We start from the raw sequence: 18,577 nt of genomic DNA on the forward strand, positions 1-18,577 counted from the left end.
AATCAGGCGGATAGCCCCGGCATCGACAGCAGCTACGCCTGGATGCGGCTTGCCATCTCCATGCTGCTGGCGACGATCGGTGCGGTCGGCATGTGGGCCGTCGTCGTCGTGCTGCCGGCCGTGCAGGCCGAGTTCGGCGTTGACCGCGCCGCGGCATCGATGCCCTACACCGCAACCATGGTCGGCTTCGCCGCCGGCAATGTGCTGGTTGGCCGCGCGGTCGATCGCATGGGGTATTGGATCCCGGCACTGCTATCCTCGGTGGCTCTCGCCGCCGGCCTGCTGCTCGCCGCGCTGTCGACCTCTATCCTGCAATTCACCCTTGCCCAGGGCGTGCTGATTGGTGTCGGCACATCGGTGATCTTCGGGCCGCTGATCGCCGACATCTCGCACTGGTTCAACCGTCGGCGCGGCGTCGCCGTCACAGCTGCGGCGGCTGGCAACTATCTCGCCGGAGCGCTCTGGCCAACCATCATGCCGACACTGATCAAGGCGGAAGGCTGGCGCTTCACCTATGCCGGCATCGGTGTCTTCTGCCTGGTCACCATGGTGCCACTGGTGCTGTTGTTGCGGCGCGCTGCTCCGGCGGCGGCTGCCGCCGGTTCGCCCGGAAGCCGGCCAGTGCAGTCGATTTCGCTGTCGCCGGCGGCGTTACAGGTGCTGCTGATCGTTGCCGGTCTCGGCTGCTGCGTGGCGATGTCGATGCCGCAGGTGCACATCGTCGCCTATTGCATGGATCTTGGCTACGGCATTGCGCATGGCGCCGACATGCTGTCGATCATGATGGCGGCGGGTGTCGTCAGCCGGCTCGCCTCCGGCTTTGTCGCCGACCGCATCGGCGGCGTGAAAACCCTGCTTATCGGTTCCGTGCTGCAATGCCTGTCGCTTTTGTTTTACATCCCGTTCGATGGGCTTGCCTCGCTCTATGTCGTGTCGCTGGTGTTCGGCCTGTCGCAAGGCGGCATCGTGCCTTGCTATGCCATCATCGTGCGCGAATACCTGCCCGCCAGGGAGGCCGGCCAGCGTATCGGCATCGTCATGATGGCGACCATCTTCGGCATGGCGATCGGTGGCTGGATGTCGGGCTGGATCTACGACCTGACCGGCTCTTACGCCGCCGCGTTCCTCAACGGGATCGCGTGGAACTTGCTGAACATAGTGGCCATCGGGCTGCTGCTGTGGAAAGCAAAACGCAGTGCTGCCCTGATGGCTTAGGAAGGCAGGATTGCCCTGTTGCTTGACAAGGGCGATTGGCTGCGCGACGCCAGCAGGCGAGTGGGTGCGGCAGCAGCCGGTTGGCATGGTGGCAGTGGAAAAGCTGAACATGGTTTCGCAAGGGCGCAGCGGCCGGGGCCTGGCACGTGGAGGATGTCCATGACCAAGCCGCGCTCGCGTCGTGGGGGCGGCCGCCCGACCCTATCAGATGTGGCGCGCAAGGCCGGCGTCGGCGCCATTACCGTGTCGCGGGCGCTGCGCGAACCGGAACGCGTCAGCCAGGATCTGCGGCGCCAGATCCAGGCCGCTGTCGACGAACTTGGTTATGTCCCGGATCCCAATGCACGGGCACTGGCCTCGGCGCGCGCCGATGTGTTCGGCGTGCTGGTGCCGTCGCTGACCAACAACGTCTTCGCAGAAGTGGTGCGCGGCATCTATGACAGCCTGTCGGACGGCCCGTTCCGCGTCCAGCTCGGCAACACCCATTATTCCGGCCTCGAGGAGGAGCGCCTGCTGCAGGTGTTCGCACCGCAGCGCCCGGCGGCGCTGATCGTGGCCGGCATCGACCAGACGCCGACCTCGCGAAAGCTGCTGGAGAGCGCGGGCTGCCCGGTGGTGCAGGTGATGGAGACCGGGCCCGATCCGGTCGACATGCTGGTCGGCTTCTCGCATTTCGACGGCGGCCGCACCGCGACCGAGCATCTGATCGAGGCGGGCTGCCGGCGGATCGGCTTCATCGGCGCACGCATGGACCCGCGCTCGCAGCGGCGGCTTGCCGGCTATCGCGCGGCAATGGAGAAGGCCGGCCTGTTCGACCCGCGGCTCGTCACCACCACTCCGCTACTGTCCAGCGTGACGCTCGGCCGCGAGCTGCTTCGCGATGCGCTGGCCAAGATGCCGGCGCTCGACGGCGTTTTCTGCAACAATGACGACATCGCGCTCGGCGTTTTGTTCGAATGCCATAGCGCCGCGCTCAACGTGCCGAAAACAATCGGCATTGTCGGCTTCAACGACCTCGAAATGATGCAGGCGGCGTTCCCGCCGCTCACCAGTATCCGCACCCCTCGCTATGAAATCGGCCGTCGGTCTGTCGCCATGGCGCTGGCGGCGATCGCAGGACGAAGGCCTGAGCAGCGGGTCGTCGATCTCGGTTTCGAACTCAAGCCCCGCGAGAGCACCGCACGCTGAACACGCTTTGGCTGCCTCAGCAAATGGTGCTTTACACAACGTCATGGTAGCGCTACCATTTTCGTCGGGCAGACGTTTTGATGAAAGGCCGCCCCTGTTTATTATACATAAGCAACAGCTCATGCTTGTTTATTATGTATAATATGCTAGTTTCGTTTCTCGCCTGTGAAGCGGCGAGGGGGAGGGGATCGGGCCGGCTTCGGGCCCTTGAGACGTGGCGCCGGCCAGGCTGGAGGGCCTTCGGCAGGCGTGGAAAACACACCACGACAAACAGCATCAAATAAACAAGCAGCAGCAAACAAAACTACAACTGGGAGGAATATCGATGATCAAGTCACTTGTTGGTGGCATCGTTGCCGCCACTGCATTCGTCATGCTGAGTTCGTCGGCCATGGCCGACCCGGAAGTTGTCAAGGGACCGTCGGCTGAGCCGGATTGCTTTGCGCCCTGGGCGGCCGATACGCAGTTCTTCAAGTTCCCCAAGAAAGACGGCCCATACCGCATCGCGCTCGCCAATGGCTATATCGCCAACACCTGGCGCATCCAGATGGTGCAGACCGCCAAGGCCTATGCGGCCCAGCCGGAGGTCGCCGCGAAACTGAAGGAATTCAAGGTCGTCTCGACCGGCGAGGACGTGCCGGCTCAGATTTCGGCGATCAACAACTTCATCGATTCCGGCTATGACGCGATCGTCGTCAACGCCCAGAACCCGACCGCTTTCGGGCCGGTCATCAAGCGCGCCAGGGAAGCTGGCGTCATCCTCGTCGCCTTCGACAATATTCTCGACACCAAGGACGCCATCAACGTCAATGTCGACCAGAAGGGCCTTGGCGAATTGTGGGGCAAATGGCTGGTCGGCCATGTGCCGAATGGCGGCAAGGTGCTCGAAGTGCGCGGCGTTGCCGGAACTTCCGTGGACACCGACCGTCACAACGGCATCCATGAAGCGCTCGATGCCTCCGGCAAGAAATGGGACGTCACCGAGGTGGTCGGCAAATGGGACGACGGCGTGGCGCAGAAAGCCACGGCCGACGCCATTGCCACCAACGGCCCGTTCGACGGCATCACCGGGCAAGGCGGCGACACCGGCATCGTGCAGGCGATGATCGATGCCAAGCATGCTTTCGTGCCGTTCGGCGGCGAGACCGAGAACGGTTTCCGCAAGTTCTGCGCGGCACATGCCGGCGACGGGCTGAAATGCTCATCGGCCGGCACCGGTCCGGCGCAGGTCGCGGTCGCCATCAAGACGGCGATTGCCGCGCTCGAAGGCAACGTTGTGCCGCAAGCGGTGAAGCTGCCGCTGGCGATCGTCGAGGACCCGAACTTCAAGGCCGGTCAGGATTTCTTCCCCGACCAGTCCGACAATTTCTTCGTCGGCAATTCCTTCCCGACCTGCGGCATCAATTTCACCGCGCAGGAAATTATGGGCCAGACCAAAGCTGACCAATAGGGGCTGACCAATAGGCGGCATATCCGGCGCCGCGGGATCTCCGCGGCGCCGGCCACTCGATATCCCTTGAAGTCAAACTGCCTCGGGAGGGCCGATGGACGGTGCGGTTCCGCTTTTCCGGATGGAAGGCATATCCAAGCGCTATGGTGGTGTGCGGGCGCTGGAAAAGGCCGAGCTTTCGGTCGCGTCCGGTAGCATCCACGCCATTCTCGGCGAAAACGGCGCCGGCAAATCGACGCTGATCAAGGTCATGGCGGGCGTCGTCGCGCCCGACGAAGGCCGCATGATGCTGAACGGCAGCGAGGTGACGTTCGCTTCGCCTGCTGCTGCAAACAAGTCCGGCATCGTCTGCATCTTCCAGGAGCTGTCGCTGGTTCCCGAACTCAGCGTTGCCGACAACATCGTCATCTCCGATCCGCCGAAGCGTTTCGGCATGATCGACCGCAAGGCGCAGCGCCGCATTGCCGAGGATGCGCTGGCACGCGCAGGTGCGGCCGACATCCATCCATTGGCGCTGGTCAAGGATCTTCCGCTTTCAAGAAGACAGATGGTCGAGATCGCCAAGGCATTGGCCAGGAAGCCGCGCATCCTGATCCTCGACGAGGCGACCTCGGCGCTGACCGCGACGGACGTCGCCAGGATATTCAGCGTGCTCAAGCGATTGCGCTCGGAAGGGCTGGCGCTGCTTTACATTTCGCACCGCATGAACGAGATCGCCGAGCTTGCCGACCACTGCACGGTGTTTCGCAACGGCCGCAATGTCGCCAGCTACAAGGCAGGCACAAAGAGCGACAACGAAGTCGTCGAACTGATGATCGGGCGCGAATACAGCCATATTTTCCCGCCGAAACCCGCGCGCACCGCAGCCGCCGCCGTTCCCGTGCTGGAGGCGCGCAAGCTGTCCTGGACGGACCGGCTGGACAATGTCTCGCTGACGGTCGGGGCAGGCGAGGTCGTCGGCCTTGGCGGCCTGGACGGCCAGGGCCAGCGCGAATTGCTGCTTGCCTTTTTCGGTGTGCTGCGCGGCCTCGGCGGCCAGATCCTTATCGACGGCAAGCCTGTTTCGATCGCCAGCCCCCAAGCGGCGCGCGACGACCGCATCGGCATGGCGCTGATCCCGGAGGACCGCAAGACCGAAGGCCTGATGCTGCCGATGACGGTGCGCGAGAACCTGTCCTTTGCCGCCCTAGACCGGCTGTCCAAGGCCGGCATCATCGACCGCGCCGCCGAACAGCGGCTGATCGACGACATGGTCGGGCTGCTGGCGATCAAGACGGCCGGCCTCGACATTCCGGTCGGTGCGCTGTCGGGGGGCAACCAGCAGAAGGTGGTCATCGCCAAATGGCTGATGCGCCAGCCGCGCATCATCCTGCTCAACGATCCGACGCGCGGCATCGATGTCGGCACCAAGCAGGAACTCTATCAACTGATGCGCAAGCTGGCGGATGCGGGGGCGGCGATCCTGTTCTATTCAACCGACTATGACGAACTGATCGGCTGCTGCGACCGCGTGCTGGTGCTCTATGACGGCGCGGTCAAGCGCGAGCTGGTCGGAGCCGAGATCACCGAGCGGGCGCTGATTGCAAGCGCGCTTAACATCCACGGCGATGACGCCGGCGCAAGGGACGATGCCGGCGCAAGACAGGGAGCGGACGCGTGAAAGAGTGGCGCTACTGGCTGGCCGAGCAGCGCGGAACACTGATGGCACTCGGCATATTCATTGTCATGTTCGTCATCTACACCTCGAACCATCCGGCGGGCTTCACCGCCAATGTCGTGCAGACGGCGTCGAACAAGGGCGTGCTGCTCGCCTTCGTCGCCATGGCGCAGACACTCGTCGTGATCACCGCCGGCATCGACCTCTCCGTCGGCATGATCTTCACGCTGACCAATTGCCTCGCCTCCTGGGTGGTCATCGGCACCGGCCTTGAGACCGCTTTCGGCGTCATCGCCGTGCTCGGCACCGGGCTCCTTTGCGGGGCGATCAACGGCGCCATCGTCATCTACGGCCGCCTGCAGCCGATCGTCGCCACGATCGCCACGGGTGCGGTCTATTTCGGCATCGCGCTGCTGCTGAGGCCGTTTCCCGGCGGTTCGGTCAACGAAGGTCTCGCCGACGCGCTGACCGGGCGCCTGTTCGGCGTAGTGCCGGCCAGTCTTATCGCGCTGCTCGCCGTCGTGCTAATCGTCTGGGTGCCGTTCAGCCGCTCGGTGCTCGGGCGCGCGGCTTATGCGGCCGGCTCGTCGGAGACGGCGGCCTACATGTCCGGTGTGCCGATAAGGCGCGGCAAGTTCGCTGCCTACGCGCTCGCAGGCCTGTTGGCCGCGATCGGCGGACTGTTCCTGACCTTCTTCACCTATACGGGCGATGCAGCCTATGCCAGCGGCAACGCCTATACGCTGTTTTCAATCGCCGCGGTGGTGCTGGGCGGCGTCTCGCTGTTCGGCGGCAAAGGCGGCGCCATCGGCGCCATCTTCGGCGCGCTGGCCTTCCGCACCATCGGCGACCTGTTGTTCGTGTTCGATTTCGACCCGCTATGGCAGCCACTGTTCCAGGGCGTTATCCTGCTGGTTGCGGTCAGCCTCGGCGCCTTCGCACTGTTTCGGGTCCGCAACCGGCTGGAGTGGTTCCTGTGAGCGAAACGACGTTGGGCGGCATAGCCGGCCGCATGCCGAAATTCATCCGCCGCGCCGATCCGGCGGTGCTGACGGCCTTCGCCTGCATCGTGCTGTTGCTGTTCCTAGGCAGCCTCTATTCCAGGAGCTTTCTGTCGCCTGAATATCTCTTGCAGCAGCTCAAGGTGGCCTCGTTCCTCGGCGTCATCGCCACAGGCATGATGCTGGTCATCCTGCTAGGCCAGATCGACCTGTCGGTGCCGTGGGCGGTGGCGGCGGGCGCGATGATGGCGTGTGCGGCTGCGGCCTATGGCCCGATCGGTGTGGCGCTGGCCATCCCGTTCGGCATCTTCTGCGGGGTGCTGATCGGCATCGTCAACGGCTTTGGCGTCGCCTATCTGCGCATACCCTCGATGATCATCACGCTCGCAACCAACGCTGTCGCTCAGGGGCTCATGGTCGTTTATACCGGCGGCTACTCGCCACAGGATTCGGCCACCGGCGCCATGCGCTATCTTGCGACAGGTTTTACCATTCCAGGCGTGCCTAACGCCGTCATCATCTGGGCCCTGATTGGTGCCGCGATGGTGTTCGTGCTGTCCCGCACCAGCTTCGGCCGCACCGTCTACGGCATCGGCAACCGCGAGCGTGCCGCCTATCTCTCCGGCATCGATACAAGGCGCGTGGTGATGATCGCCTTCGCTATCTCAGGCGGGCTGTCCGCCTTTGGCGGAGTGCTTCTCGCCGGCTATGCCTCCAAGGCGGCGCAATCGATGGGCGATGCCTATCTCCTGCCGTCGATCGCCGCCGTGGTTCTGGGCGGCACCTCCATCCTGGGTGGCCGCGGCTCCTATCTCGGCACCGTCGCCGGTGTCATTCTGATCACCCTCCTGCAGTCCATACTCTCGGTCATGCAGATGCCGGAGGCGGGGCGGCAGATCGTCTATGGCCTGGTCATCGTCGCCATGCTCCTGCTCTACGGCCGCGCGCCGGCAAGCCGCTGACCATGGACGAAAAGACCGCAAAGGCGCCAATGGGCGCTACCGGCTCAGTGCCTCGGGCCATTGTGGTGATGGGCGTCGCCGGCTGCGGAAAATCGGCTGTCGGCAAAGCATTGGCAGCAGAGGAAGGGGCCGTCTTTGTCGAAGGCGACAGGCTGCACCCACCCGAAAACGTCGCCCGCATGGCGAGCGGCGAGCCGCTCACAGATCAACTGCGTGAGGGCTGGCTCGATGCCATCGGCGAGCGGATCGCCGACCTGACCGGCAGCGGCCAAAGCGTGGTTGCCGCCTGCTCGGCGCTGAAGCGCAGCTACCGCGATCGTCTGCGTGGCTTCCGCCGGGATATCGATTTCATCTATCTGAAGATCGATCCCGCAACCGCCAAGCAGCGTGTCGCCAACCGCAAGGGCCATTTCATGCCGGCAAGCCTGGTCGAAAGCCAGTTCGCCATCCTTGAGCCGCCTGGCGCCGACGAGCGGGCGCTGACGGCCGACGCCACACTTCCAGTGGCTGAGATCGTCACCGCCGTTGCCAGCCTGCTGGCCGGCGCAAAATCATGAACCACCCTCGTCGGGCAAGGCGGTTTCCGGTCGTTCGGTGAACCGGTCGGCGCCGGACCAGACCATCATTTGCTCGGGATAGAGTTTCAGCGCCTCCAGCAAGCGGTCGCGCTTGAGCAATATGTACTCGGCCTGCAGCGCCATGTTCTTGGCGCCGGCTCTGGCCGCGCGCTCGCCGGCCTCTGCCGGGGCCGGCACCAGTTCGGGACTTAGGACGGCGCGGTATTGGCGGAACGGATCGGTCTCGAAGGTCGACATGGAAAACAGCGCCGCCTTGCCTCTGGCAGCGAAATTCGTCGGCGCCGAGGCGAGGTGAGTCCAGCCGCTCTCGCCAAGGCCGACTTCGGTGAATGTCGAGCCGGCATGCACGGTGTTGGTCACCAATACGACGCCGTTGCTGCCAAGGATCTTCTGGATCCGGCCGGTGACCTGGTAGGCGTCGCTGCGGTCGAACACGATCCGGCTTTTCAGGAAACGGTTCTCGACCCGAACCATCGGCGGGTTCAGGAAGCGCAAGCCGAAGGTCGAATCGGATATGCCGTGAGCCCTGACGCTGAGCTGGTGTGTCTCGATACCGGCCTCATGGAGAGCGCGTTTGCCGATGATGGTCTGTGCCGTGAACTGATCGCACCAGATGATAGCGCCGTGGCCGCGCTTCAGCGCCGCTTGCAGGCCTTCCAGGCCCTCCAGCCGGATATCAGGTGACCAGCGGCGGCCGATGAGATGCGCGGCAAGCAGCAAACGCCGGCGGTGGTTGGCGCAGAGCAAGGCCCTGAACTGCCTTTGCGCATCGATGCCATTGCCGAGCACGGCGCGCGTCGCGGCGGCGTAGCGCACGAAATCCTTGCGGATATGGCGCTTGAGGCGCCGCCCCGATATGCGACTGCAGATCGCGGCCCACCAATTGACCGGCAGCAATGCCGCGACCCCGAGATAGAAGGCGGCCAGCAGCAGCTCGCGGAAATCCCTGTTGTTGAAGGTGCGCAACTTGCCGGCGCGGACCTGCTTGCGGCTGAAGAAGCGGACATGCTCGGCGCGTTCGGGCACCAGGATGTCGGCGATGATTTCCGTATGATAAATGACGGCGGAAGATGGTGTCCGGTCGGCTTTCCGGGATTTTCCCAACCACGGCAGCCTCATCCGATCGGTGTCCACCTGTTCTTGCGTGCGTCCGGAAATCGCTTTACTGCGTCTGCCACGGGCGCGCAATCGGCGCCGGCAAGGCCATGGTGAACGCCATTCAGGGTTCGAACTTGAAACAGGCCCTATCGGTAGCACTTCCCCAACTGGCGCCCTGGCGGCCGGCTGCGGTGGCGCTGATGGCGCCGGACCGGCCGTCCCTGAGCTTTGCCGGCCTCGCCAATCTTGTCGACAAGCTCTGCGGCGATCTCGCCAGGCGTGGCGTTGCCCGCGGCACGGCCGTCGGCATCGTCTTGCCCAACGGCCCGGAAACGGCGGCCTGTTTCCTGGCGGTCTCGGCGTTGGCGACGGCGGCGCCGCTCAATCCGGCTTACGGCGAAGACGAATTCCGCTTCTATCTCGGCGATCTCGATGTGAAGCTGCTGCTGTGCGGACAAGGCATGGGCGATGCCGCGCGCAACGCCGCAAAGGGGCTCGGCATTGCGGTGCTCGACGTCGTCGTGACTGACGGCGCCAAGGCTGGCGAGTTTCTGCTGGCGGGCGACGCCGAGGTGGAGGCTGCCAGCGAGGCTCGCCTCGACGATATGCAGTTCAACGGACCCGACGATTTCGCGCTTGTCCTGCACACATCGGGAACCACGGCGCGACCGAAGATCGTCGGCTTGCGGCAGCGCAATCTGCAGGCATCGATGGCCAACATCGCCAGCACCCTGGCGCTGTCGGCAAACGATATGTGTCTCAACGTGATGCCGCTGTTCCACATTCACGGGCTGATGGCGGCGCTCAGCGCACAGCTGGCAGTCGGCGGCGCTGTTGTCTGCACGCCGGGCTTCAACCCGCTCAAATTCTACGGCTGGCTGGGCGATTTCCGGCCGAGCTGGTACAGCGCGGTGCCGACCATGCATCAGGCGATCCTGGCGCGCGCCGCCCGCAATGGCGAAACCATCGCGGCTGCGCGGCTGCGCTTCATCCGCTCGTCTTCGGCAGCGCTTCCCGACACCGTGTTCCGCGACCTCGAGCGCGTCTTCGGCTGTCCGGTGGTCGAGGCCTATGGCATGACCGAGGCGGCGCACCAGATGACATCCAACGGCCTGCCGCCGGCACGCCGCAAGCCAGGCTCGGTCGGCCTGCCTGCGGGTCCGCAGGTGACGATCCTGGACGACAAGGGGACGATCCTGCCGGCGGGTGAAAAGGGCGAGATCGCGGTGCGCGGCGCCAACATCCATGATGGCTATCTCGACAATCCGGTGGCCAATGAAGCTGCCTTCAGCGATGGCTGGTTCCGCACCGGCGACCAGGGCCTCATCGACGAGGATGGCGATCTGAAGATCACCGGGCGGCTGAAGGAGATCATCAATCGCGGCGGCGAAAAGATCTCGCCGCTCGAGGTCGACAATGTGTTGCTCGATCATCCGCTGGTGGCGCAGGCGGTGACCTTCGCCGTGCCGCACGCCATGCTCGGCGAAGAGGTGGGTGCGGCCATCGTGCTGGCCGAGGGCGCCACCGCCGATGCCGAGCAGATTCGTGATTTCGCGCGCAGCCGGATCGTCGAGTTCAAGGTGCCGCGCCACATCCTGTTTCTCCAGGAGATACCCAAGGGTCCCACCGGCAAAATCCAGCGCGTCGGCCTGGCCGGCAAGCTCGGCCTGGTCTGAGGACTCTCATTTCAGCATGATCTTGTCCGAAAACCGGTTCGCACTTTTCGGGACCATGCTCTAATTTAGATCTGCGATGTCAGTTCGACCGGAAAATCATCATTGTCGGCGTCGCGCATGGCGGCGAGGCTGCGATTGTCCAGCACTTCGGCGATCGCCTGGCGCACTTCCAGCATCATGTGCCGGACTTGGCAGGTCGCCTCGTCGCAATCCTCGCAGCGCTGGTATTGCGTGCGGCTGGCGCAGGGTATGGGAGCGAGCGGGCCGTCCAGCACGCGCACGACGTGGCCGATCTTGATTTCGGAAGCCGGCCGGGCGAGGCGATAACCGCCTTCCTTGCCCTTGCGGCTGAGGACGAAGCCGGCATTGCGCAGCTCGCCCAGAATGGCATCCAGAAATTTCTTCGGGATGTTGTTGGCGATCGCGATGTCGTTGACGAATGCAAGCTGGCCGACCGGCAGGCCGGAAAGATGCACGAGGGCCTTGAGGCCGTATTTGCCTTTTTTGGTAAGCATGCCCGCTTCAGTTCATGAAAACCCCAACCACCCGCATCTGGCGGTTGTTTGTGTGCAAATCATGACGTTTCGCCTGAACAACCCGGTTTCGCGTAGAACAAGCCGCCCGGTTGAGATGTTAGGCACAAAGGCGTTGATTCTTTGTAACGTTTTCGCCGATCGCGACAGATTCCGCCTGAAAGCCGTTTGTCGGCGCGCGAAATCAAAAAAGCCGGCAAAGCGCCGGCTTTCTTGTGAGGTGAGGTCGAACGCTGCTGATATCAGCGGCTGCCATAGGTCTGGTCGAGCAGACCGCCGGCGGCGAAGTGCTCCTTCTGTACCTTGTCCCAGCCGCCAAAGACGTCTTCCACCGTCAGCAGGCGGACATCGGGGAAGTCGGCCTTGTATTTTGCCGCGACTTCAGCGTTGCGGGCGCGCAGGCCATTTTCAGCCGCGATGGTCTGGCCCTCGGGCGTGTAGAGGAAATCGAGATAGGTCTTGGCGAGGTCACGGCTGCCGTGCTCGTCGGCGACCTTGTCGACGATCGCCACCGGGAATTCGGCGAGCAGGCTGACCGTTGGCGTGACCTGTTCGAACTTGTCGTTGCCATACTCCTTGCGGATGCCGCGCGTTTCCGACTCGAAGGTGATCAGCACGTCGCCGATCTCGCGTTGCACGAAGGTGGTGGTGGCGGCGCGCCCGCCGGTGTCGAAGATCGGCACGTTGTTGAACAGCTTGGTGACGAACTCCTTCACCTTGGCGTCGTCGCCCTTGAAGGCTTCCTTGGCGTAGGCGGTTGCGGCCAGATAGGTGTAGCGCGCATTGCCCGAGGTCTTGGGGTTGGGGAAGATCACCTGCACGTCGTCGCGCACGAGGTCGTCCCAGTCCTTGATGTGCTTGGGGTTGCCCGCGCGGACGAGAAAGGATGGGAGCGAATAGAAGGGCGAGGCGTTGTCGGGGAAATCCTTCTGCCAGTCGGCGGAGACGAGGCCTTTCTTGACCAGAAAGTCGATGTCGGTGACCTGGTTGAAGGTGATGACATCGGCGCCGAGGCCTTCGGCAATGGCGCGCGCCTGCGCCGAGGTGCCGGCGTGCGACTGGTCGACGGTGACGCCCGGATGGCCGGCGACGAAAGCCTTGTTCACCTGGGCGAACAATTCGCGGCCGACATCATAGGAAGCGTTGAGCAATTTGTCGGCCGACCAAGCCTGCGAAGAGGCGAGGATCAGGCCGGCGGCGGCTACGCTGAGCAAAAAACGCTTCATGAAAACAGGCTCCGATGTGCAATGCGTTGCCAGAACATAGCCGGGCCGGAGGGTGTACTGCGAGGCACACGGGGCAGACGTATGGCGTTGCAGCGAAAAAGAAATCGCTGAAGCAGGTTATCGGCGAAATTTCATTCCAGCCGAAATGCCGATGCGTTGGGGTTTTCTGTGGTTTGCAATTCGAGGCCGAGTGGCATATACAAATGGCATATACAAGTGGAACAGACAGGGGAGGCTGCCATGCCGCAGCACCGTCACTCAATACCACCGCCCAGGGAGGCGAAGTTGTTTCGCAACAACCGCAGTCAGGCGGTTCGCATCCCTGTCGAATTCGAGCTGCCTGGCGAGAAGGTCCTGATCAGCCGCGATGGCGACCGGCTGATCATCGAGCCGGTCCGTCAACCAGGCCTCACCGCCTTGCTCACCCAATGGGCGAAAGAGCCGCCGCTTGGTCCTGAAGACGACTTTCCCGAGATCCATGATGCGCCCGTGGGGCCTGAGGATATCTTTTGATGCGGTTCATGCTGGACACCAACATTCTCAGCGACATGATCCGAAACCCTGCCGGCAAGGCTGCCAGTGCGGCGGTTCGCGCGGGAGACGGTGCCCTGTGCACCAGCATCGTTGTCGCCTCGGAGCTGCGTTATGGCTGCGCCCGCAAGAGATCGGCCAAGCTGCTCGCCAAGGTGGAGGAATTGCTCGCCGAGGTTCCTGTGTTGCCGCTCGATGTGCCGATGGATAACGAATACGGAGCACTTCGTGCCGAGCTGGAGGCCAGAGGCCAGCCAATCGGCCACAATGATCTTTTCATTGCTGCCCATGCCTGTGTGTTGGGGACGACACTGGTGACGGCCAACACCGCTGAGTTCCGTCGGATCAAGGGCCTGACGGTCGAGAACTGGCTGGAGTAGCGCCGGATCGATGTCTATGCCGCCGGGAAAAGCTTCCAGCGCCTCGGCCTGAACGCCACCCGGCTCTTCTGCGCCGCAGGATGGTCCACAGGCAGTTCGATCTCGACGCGCTGGCGCTCGCCGCCGATTTCCAGTTCGACGCGTCTTGTGCCGGCGACGCGGCGGCTGGCGGCGACCGTGCCGGCGATGCAGCCGCTGCAGCCGTCGAGCAGTTCGATATCGTGCGGGCGGAAATACAGCGTCGCATCGCCCTCGGGTGCGTGCGGCGCCGACACGCCGATCGGACGGTCGGCGAGCCAGATCTCGCCATTCTCAACCTTGACCGGCAGCATGCTCGATTCGCCGATGAAGGAGTAGACGAAGGGCGAGTTCGGCGTGTCGTAGATCTCGTCGGCGGAGCCGACCTGCTCGATGCGGCCCTGGCTCATCACCACGACGCGGTCGGCAAGCTCGAGCGCCTCTTCCTGGTCGTGGGTGACGAAGACGGTGGTGTGGCCGGTACGGTCATGGATCTCGCGCAGCCAGCGGCGGAGTTCCCGGCGCACCTGCGCATCGAGCGCGCCGAACGGCTCGTCGAGCAACAGCACCTTGGGCTCGATGGCCATGGCCCGGGCGAGCGCCACGCGCTGGCGCTGGCCACCGGAAAGTTGCGCCGGATAGCGCTTTTCCAGGCCGGAAAGCTGAACGAGATCGAGCAGTTCGGAGGCGCGTCGGCGGATTTCGGCCGCCGGTGGTCGCGACGGTCCATGCCGCACCTTGAGGCCGAAGCCGATATTGTCGGCGACCGTCATGTGCCGGAAGAGCGCATAGTGCTGGAAGACGAAGCCGACATTGCGCTCCTGGATCGAGCGGTGCGAGGCGTCCTCGTCGCCGAAGAAGATCTTTCCGCGCGTCGGCCGCTCCAGGCCGGCGATAAGCCTCAGCAGCGTCGTCTTGCCGGAGCCGGATGGCCCAAGCAGCGCGATCAGCTCACCCGACTTGATGTCAAGCGATACGTCATGGAGGGCCGGAAACCGGTCAAACTCCTTGCGTACGTTGGCAACGCGAACTTCCATCAAATGTCCCTTTTTAGTGGATGCATGTCGTTATCCCAAAACCGCTTCACACTTTTGGGCGACATGCATCTAATGTCCGCGCGTCGCGGCGATCTCGGCGCCGTAGCGCATCTCAAGAAGTGTTTTCAAGACCAGCGTGACCAGCGCCAGGCCGGCAAGCAGCGAAGCGACGGCAAAAGCGCCGACGGCGTTGTACTCGTTGTAGAGGATTTCGACATGCAACGGCATGGTGTTGGTCAGCCCGCGTATGTGGCCCGACACGACCGAGACCGCGCCGAATTCGCCCATCGAGCGGGCGTTGCACAGAAGCACGCCGTAGAGCAATCCCCATTTGACGTTGGGCAGCGTCACGTACCAGAAGGTCTGCCAGCCATTGGCGCCGAGAGAGAGCGCGGCTTCCTCGTCGCCGTTGCCCTGTTCCTGCATCAGCGGGATCAGTTCGCGGGCAACGAAGGGGAAGGTGACGAAGATGGTCGCGAGCACGATGCCGGGCACGGCGAACAAGATCTGGATGCCGTGCGCCTTCAGCCATTCACCGAACAGTCCCTGAGCGCCAAACAAAAGCACATAGACCAGGCCGGAAATGACCGGCGAGACCGAGAAGGGCAGGTCGATCAGCGTGGTCAGAAAAGCCTTGCCCTTGAACTCGAACTTGGCGATCGCCCAGGCAGCCGAAATGCCGAAGACGACGTTAAGCGGCACGGCGATCACCGCCACCAGCAGCGTCAGCCGGATCGCCGAGCGCGTATCGGGATTGGAGAGCGATTCCGTGTAGGCGCCAATGCCTTTCGCCAGCGCCTCGTGGAAGACGATGATCAGCGGCAGCAGCAGGAAGATGGCGAGGAAGGCGAAGCCCACCGCCATCAGCAGCAGCCGCACCGGCCGGCTTTCGGTCACCGCCGCCGACCGGCTCTCGTGATGCGGTTCGTAGGATTTGATCTCGGGGTCAGCCATAGCGCTTGCGACTCCATGACTGCGCCAGGTTGATGACCAGCAGCATCACGAACGACAGCAAAAGCATGATCGCCGCGATCGCGGTGGCCGCCGGATAATTGTACTCCTCGAGCCGGATGACGATCAGAAGCGGTGCGATCTCCGACTTGTAGGGAAGGTTGCCGGCGATGAAGATGACCGAGCCGTATTCGCCGACGCCGCGCGCGAAGGCGAGTGAGAAGCCGGTGATGATGGCCGGCGCCAGGCCGGGAAACAGGATGCGGGTGATGATCTGGAAGCGGTTGGCGCCGAGCGTCGCGGCGGCTTCCTCCACTTCCTTGTCGATCTCCTCCATGATCGGCTGCACCGTGCGCACGACAAACGGCAGGCCGATGAAGACAAGCGCCACGACAATGCCGAGCGGCGTGTAGGCGACCTTGATGCCGAGCGGCGCCAGGAGATGGCCGATCCAGCCATTGGGCGCATAAAGAGTGGTCAGCGCAATGCCCGCGACCGCGGTCGGCAGCGCGAAGGGCAGGTCGACCATGGCGTCGACGACGCGGCGGCCGGGGAAGCGGTAGCGCACCAGCACCCAGGCGACGAGCGTGCCGAAGACGACGTTGACGGCGGCTGCGATGAAGGCTGTGCCGAAGCTGATTTCGAGTGCGTTGATGGTCCGGCGGTCGGTGGCGATCGCCCAGAAATCGGTCCAGCCGAGGGCTGCCGAGCGCCAGATCAGGCCCGACAGGGGGATGAGGATGATGAGCGTGAGGTAGGCAAGCGAGAAGCCGAGCGTCAATCCGAAACCCGGAATGACACTCGGCTGTCTGAATCGCCACCCCGCCTTGGCGGGTGCTATGGTCATGTCGTCCTGATCTAAATCCTACTGGGCCGGCTTGTAGATCTGGTCGAATATACCACCGTCGCCGAAATGATAAGGCTGTGCCTTCTTCCAGCCGCCAAAAAGCGGATCGTCGATGGAGATCAGCTTGATTTCGGGCGTCTTCGGAATGTCAGCCGCATCCACCAGCTCGGGCTTGGCCGGACGATAGTGGTTCTTGGCGATGATCGTCTGGGCTTCCTTGGAATAGAGCCAGCCGAGATAGGCTTCGGCGACCTTGCGGGTGCCCTTGGCATCGACATTGGCGTCGACGATCGCCACCGGCGGCTCGGCCAGGATCGAGGTCGGGGGATAGACGATCTCGAAATTGTCGGCGCCGAATTCATTGAGCGCCAGATAGGCGTCGTTTTCCCAGCCGATCAGTACGTCGCCGATGCCTTTTTGCGCGAAGGTGACCGTCGAGCCGCGCGCACCGGTGTCGAGCACCGGAGCATTGGCGTAGAGCTTGCCGACGAATTCCTTGTTCTTGGCTTCGTCGCCGCCATCATTGGCGTTGGCATAGGCCCAGGCGGCAAGGTAGTTCCAGCGGGCGCCACCCGACGTCTTCGGGTTCGGCGTGATCACCTGGACACCGTCCTTGACCAGATCGCTCCAGTCGTGGATGCCCTTCGGGTTGCCCTTGCGGACCAGGAAGATGATGGTCGAGGTGTAAGGCGCCGAATTGTTCTCGAACTTCTTGCGCCAGTCCGGGTTGATCTTCTTCGACTTGGTGACGATGGCGTTGATGTCGCCTTCGAGCGCCAGCGTGACCACATCGGCATCGAGGCCGTCGATCACGGCGCGGGCCTGGGCGCCGGAGCCGCCATGCGATTGCTGGATGGTGACCGTCTCGCCGGTCTCGGCCTTCCAGTGTGCGACGAAGGCTTCGTCATAGGCCTTGTAGAGTTCGCGTGTCGGGTCGTAGGACACGTTCAGAATGGTCGTATCGGCAAACGCGAAACCGAGCGTGCCGAACTGGATCGATGTGGCGACCAGTGCGCCGAGCAGTTTCTTGAAATGAGGTTTGGTCATTCCCGCCTCCGTTGATGACGGCTGAACTCTATCGAATTGATAGAAATTAGATGCATTCAACGTTGCCTTTTTTGTCCACTCGAAGGAAATTTCCGCCGATATTGGGTTTCGGAAGGAAATATTTTCCTCATATTGGTCTAACCCAAATCCGGCCGGTTTGACGCTATGTAGGAGCTGACACCGCAGAAGCAAGGCCGAGTGAGGGAAGGCTCGGTGTAGCACCGGGCGGTTCAGCCCGCAGTGATGGGAAAATCGAAGCGCAGCTTTGGAAACGGCTCATCCCGAAGCGTGTAGTGCCACCACTCTCGCGCATAATTCTTGAAGCCGCCGGCGCGCATGGCGTCGAGCAGCCTTTTGCGGTTTGCCGCCGCTTCTGCCGCCAATGGGCGATGTGCGGTTTCGCTTGCCGGGTCGAAACAGTCGAAGCTGGTGCCGAAATCGAGCGTGCCGGCGCCGGGCGCGCCGCAAGCGGCGGATGACTTGTTCTTGCCGTCGCTGCGGGCGATGGCGACATCGACGGTCGAGCCGCGCGAATGGGTGGACAATTCGCCGATATAGCCCTTGGCGATGAGGTCGCCGCGCTGCACTTGAGGGTACCATTGCGGATCGGGCGGGCCGCCCTCTCTGGTCCATTTGCCCATGTCGGCAACGGCGCGGGCCGGGCGGTAGCAGTCGAAGACGACCAGCGTCAGGCCATCGGCGGCGAGCGCTTTCTGCACACCGGACAGCGCATGCGCAGCTTGCTTCGTGAGGATGCAGATTGGGGCGTCGTAGCCATCGGCCTTGCGATGCAGGAAATTTTCCAGGCCGGCATAGCGGATTTCCTGGCGGATCGAGGGATCGACATCGGCCAGGCGGACGAAGCCGGCGGGCAGGGGATCGGCGTCGGCGGGGGAGCAAGTCGAAACGAACATGGATAGGGCTAAGGCCAATCCTCGATGCAAGCGCTTCGGCACACCCCCCTCTGGCCTGCCGGCCATCTCCCCCGCAAGGGGGGAGATCAGATGTCGCTGCGGCTTTCGCCATTTTTCAACGTTGCTGAATGAGCGTGGCGCCGAAGCTGCCAATCTCCCTCCTTGCGGGGGAGATGGCCGGCAGGCCAGAGGGGGGTGCCTCGCGCCGGGCCTCGGGCGAAGAAGCCCAATCCCCTGAATCGCTTGGCGCCATCTATTCAACGAACAC

At 63.4% G+C, this 18,577-nt stretch carries 18 protein-coding genes; 10 read left to right on the plus strand and 8 right to left on the minus strand.

Annotated features, from left to right (window positions below; translation table 11 throughout):
- Positions 1 to 42 precede the first annotated feature (42 nt).
- The 7 genes from X726_RS140900 (at position 43) to X726_RS140870 (ending at position 8,030) form a co-directional block, all read left to right on the plus strand.
- The gene (locus X726_RS140900) at positions 43 to 1,215 is read left to right on the plus strand and encodes an MFS transporter (protein ID WP_050587434.1); all 1,173 of its coding nucleotides are present in this window, start codon (positions 43 to 45) and stop codon (positions 1,213 to 1,215) included.
- A gap of 159 nt (positions 1,216 to 1,374) precedes the next feature.
- On the plus strand, positions 1,375 to 2,403 hold the full coding sequence (locus tag X726_RS140895) for a LacI family DNA-binding transcriptional regulator (RefSeq protein ID WP_023712085.1): 1,029 nt from the start codon (positions 1,375 to 1,377) through the stop codon (positions 2,401 to 2,403).
- 325 nt (positions 2,404 to 2,728) lie between these two features.
- Positions 2,729 to 3,853 (plus strand): sugar ABC transporter substrate-binding protein, encoded by a 1,125-nt coding sequence (locus X726_RS140890; RefSeq protein WP_023673068.1) that lies wholly within the window; start codon positions 2,729 to 2,731, stop codon positions 3,851 to 3,853.
- 94 nt (positions 3,854 to 3,947) lie between these two features.
- Entirely contained in the window at positions 3,948 to 5,513 is a 1,566-nt protein-coding gene (locus tag X726_RS140885; protein WP_023673069.1) for a sugar ABC transporter ATP-binding protein, read from the plus strand.
- Positions 5,510 to 6,490 (plus strand): ABC transporter permease, encoded by a 981-nt coding sequence (locus tag X726_RS140880; protein WP_023673070.1) that lies wholly within the window; start codon positions 5,510 to 5,512, stop codon positions 6,488 to 6,490. Before X726_RS140885 ends, X726_RS140880 begins: the two co-directional genes overlap by 4 nt.
- A complete protein-coding gene (locus tag X726_RS140875) occupies positions 6,487 to 7,473 on the plus strand; it encodes an ABC transporter permease (RefSeq protein ID WP_023673071.1) in 987 nt (328 codons plus the stop codon). The genes X726_RS140880 and X726_RS140875 overlap by 4 nt, the downstream gene beginning before the upstream one ends.
- 2 nt (positions 7,474 to 7,475) lie before the next feature.
- On the plus strand, positions 7,476 to 8,030 hold the full coding sequence (locus tag X726_RS140870; RefSeq protein ID WP_023673072.1) for a gluconokinase: 555 nt from the start codon (positions 7,476 to 7,478) through the stop codon (positions 8,028 to 8,030).
- Here X726_RS140870 and X726_RS140865 read toward each other — a convergent pair.
- Positions 8,025 to 9,170, minus strand: coding sequence for a hypothetical protein (locus X726_RS140865; protein WP_023673073.1), 1,146 nt, complete (start codon positions 9,168 to 9,170; stop codon positions 8,025 to 8,027). The genes X726_RS140870 and X726_RS140865 overlap by 6 nt on opposite strands.
- 86 nt (positions 9,171 to 9,256) lie before the next feature.
- On the opposite strand from X726_RS140865, the gene X726_RS140860 reads away from it, so the two are divergent.
- A complete protein-coding gene (locus X726_RS140860) occupies positions 9,257 to 10,825 on the plus strand; it encodes an acyl--CoA ligase (protein ID WP_084630940.1) in 1,569 nt (522 codons plus the stop codon).
- Between the two features lie 65 nt (positions 10,826 to 10,890).
- Here X726_RS140860 and X726_RS140855 read toward each other — a convergent pair whose 3' ends face one another.
- Together X726_RS140855 and X726_RS140850 are read right to left on the minus strand one after the other, a co-directional pair.
- Positions 10,891 to 11,340, minus strand: a complete 450-nt coding sequence (locus X726_RS140855) for an Rrf2 family transcriptional regulator (protein ID WP_023673075.1) — start codon at positions 11,338 to 11,340, stop codon at positions 10,891 to 10,893.
- A 260-nt stretch (positions 11,341 to 11,600) separates the two neighbouring features.
- A complete protein-coding gene (locus X726_RS140850) occupies positions 11,601 to 12,584 on the minus strand; it encodes a sulfate ABC transporter substrate-binding protein (protein WP_023673076.1) in 984 nt (327 codons plus the stop codon).
- 240 nt (positions 12,585 to 12,824) lie between these two features.
- Here X726_RS140850 and X726_RS140845 point away from each other — a divergent pair, with 240 nt between their 5' ends.
- Both X726_RS140845 and X726_RS140840 read left to right on the plus strand, forming a co-directional pair.
- Entirely contained in the window at positions 12,825 to 13,097 is a 273-nt protein-coding gene (locus X726_RS140845) for an AbrB/MazE/SpoVT family DNA-binding domain-containing protein (RefSeq protein ID WP_023682213.1), read from the plus strand.
- The gene (locus X726_RS140840; protein WP_023673078.1) at positions 13,097 to 13,495 is read left to right on the plus strand and encodes a type II toxin-antitoxin system VapC family toxin; all 399 of its coding nucleotides are present in this window, start codon (positions 13,097 to 13,099) and stop codon (positions 13,493 to 13,495) included. The genes X726_RS140845 and X726_RS140840 overlap by 1 nt, the downstream gene beginning before the upstream one ends.
- A 14-nt stretch (positions 13,496 to 13,509) precedes the next feature.
- Here X726_RS140840 and X726_RS140835 read toward each other — a convergent pair whose 3' ends face one another.
- From X726_RS140835 to X726_RS140815, 5 genes are all read right to left on the minus strand, one after another.
- Positions 13,510 to 14,550, minus strand: coding sequence for a sulfate/molybdate ABC transporter ATP-binding protein (locus X726_RS140835; protein ID WP_023673079.1), 1,041 nt, complete (start codon positions 14,548 to 14,550; stop codon positions 13,510 to 13,512).
- 69 nt (positions 14,551 to 14,619) lie between these two features.
- Positions 14,620 to 15,504: a sulfate ABC transporter permease subunit CysW gene (cysW, locus tag X726_RS140830; RefSeq protein WP_023673080.1), complete on the minus strand. Its 885-nt coding sequence runs from the start codon at positions 15,502 to 15,504 to the stop codon at positions 14,620 to 14,622.
- Positions 15,497 to 16,348: a sulfate ABC transporter permease subunit CysT gene (cysT, locus tag X726_RS140825; protein WP_023687973.1), complete on the minus strand. Its 852-nt coding sequence runs from the start codon at positions 16,346 to 16,348 to the stop codon at positions 15,497 to 15,499. The genes cysW and cysT overlap by 8 nt, the downstream gene beginning before the upstream one ends.
- 18 nt (positions 16,349 to 16,366) lie before the next feature.
- On the minus strand, positions 16,367 to 17,395 hold the full coding sequence (locus X726_RS140820; RefSeq protein ID WP_023673082.1) for a sulfate ABC transporter substrate-binding protein: 1,029 nt from the start codon (positions 17,393 to 17,395) through the stop codon (positions 16,367 to 16,369).
- Between the two features lie 230 nt (positions 17,396 to 17,625).
- Complete coding sequence (locus tag X726_RS140815; RefSeq protein WP_023673083.1) at positions 17,626 to 18,309, minus strand: M15 family metallopeptidase; 684 nt, start codon at positions 18,307 to 18,309, stop codon at positions 17,626 to 17,628.
- Positions 18,310 to 18,577 lie beyond the last annotated feature (268 nt).

This window comes from Mesorhizobium sp. LSJC285A00, assembly GCF_000503155.1.
GTDB lineage: Bacteria > Pseudomonadota > Alphaproteobacteria > Rhizobiales > Rhizobiaceae > Mesorhizobium.

Coding starts and splice junctions, on each gene's coding strand:
- X726_RS140890 (WP_023673068.1), top strand. CDS start 2,729: ATGATCAAGTCACTTGTTGGTGGCATCGTTGCCGCCACTGCATTCGTC.
- X726_RS140815 (WP_023673083.1), bottom strand. CDS start 18,309: ATGTTCGTTTCGACTTGCTCCCCCGCCGACGCCGATCCCCTGCCCGCC.
- X726_RS140850 (WP_023673076.1), bottom strand. CDS start 12,584: ATGAAGCGTTTTTTGCTCAGCGTAGCCGCCGCCGGCCTGATCCTCGCC.
- cysT (WP_023687973.1), bottom strand. CDS start 16,348: ATGACCATAGCACCCGCCAAGGCGGGGTGGCGATTCAGACAGCCGAGT.
- X726_RS140900 (WP_050587434.1), top strand. CDS start 43: ATGCGGCTTGCCATCTCCATGCTGCTGGCGACGATCGGTGCGGTCGGC.
- X726_RS140840 (WP_023673078.1), top strand. CDS start 13,097: ATGCGGTTCATGCTGGACACCAACATTCTCAGCGACATGATCCGAAAC.
- X726_RS140865 (WP_023673073.1), bottom strand. CDS start 9,170: ATGAGGCTGCCGTGGTTGGGAAAATCCCGGAAAGCCGACCGGACACCA.
- X726_RS140845 (WP_023682213.1), top strand. CDS start 12,825: ATGCCGCAGCACCGTCACTCAATACCACCGCCCAGGGAGGCGAAGTTG.
- X726_RS140895 (WP_023712085.1), top strand. CDS start 1,375: ATGACCAAGCCGCGCTCGCGTCGTGGGGGCGGCCGCCCGACCCTATCA.
- X726_RS140885 (WP_023673069.1), top strand. CDS start 3,948: ATGGACGGTGCGGTTCCGCTTTTCCGGATGGAAGGCATATCCAAGCGC.
- X726_RS140820 (WP_023673082.1), bottom strand. CDS start 17,395: ATGACCAAACCTCATTTCAAGAAACTGCTCGGCGCACTGGTCGCCACA.
- X726_RS140860 (WP_084630940.1), top strand. CDS start 9,257: ATGGTGAACGCCATTCAGGGTTCGAACTTGAAACAGGCCCTATCGGTA.
- cysW (WP_023673080.1), bottom strand. CDS start 15,504: ATGGCTGACCCCGAGATCAAATCCTACGAACCGCATCACGAGAGCCGG.
- X726_RS140855 (WP_023673075.1), bottom strand. CDS start 11,340: ATGCTTACCAAAAAAGGCAAATACGGCCTCAAGGCCCTCGTGCATCTT.
- X726_RS140835 (WP_023673079.1), bottom strand. CDS start 14,550: ATGGAAGTTCGCGTTGCCAACGTACGCAAGGAGTTTGACCGGTTTCCG.
- X726_RS140870 (WP_023673072.1), top strand. CDS start 7,476: ATGGACGAAAAGACCGCAAAGGCGCCAATGGGCGCTACCGGCTCAGTG.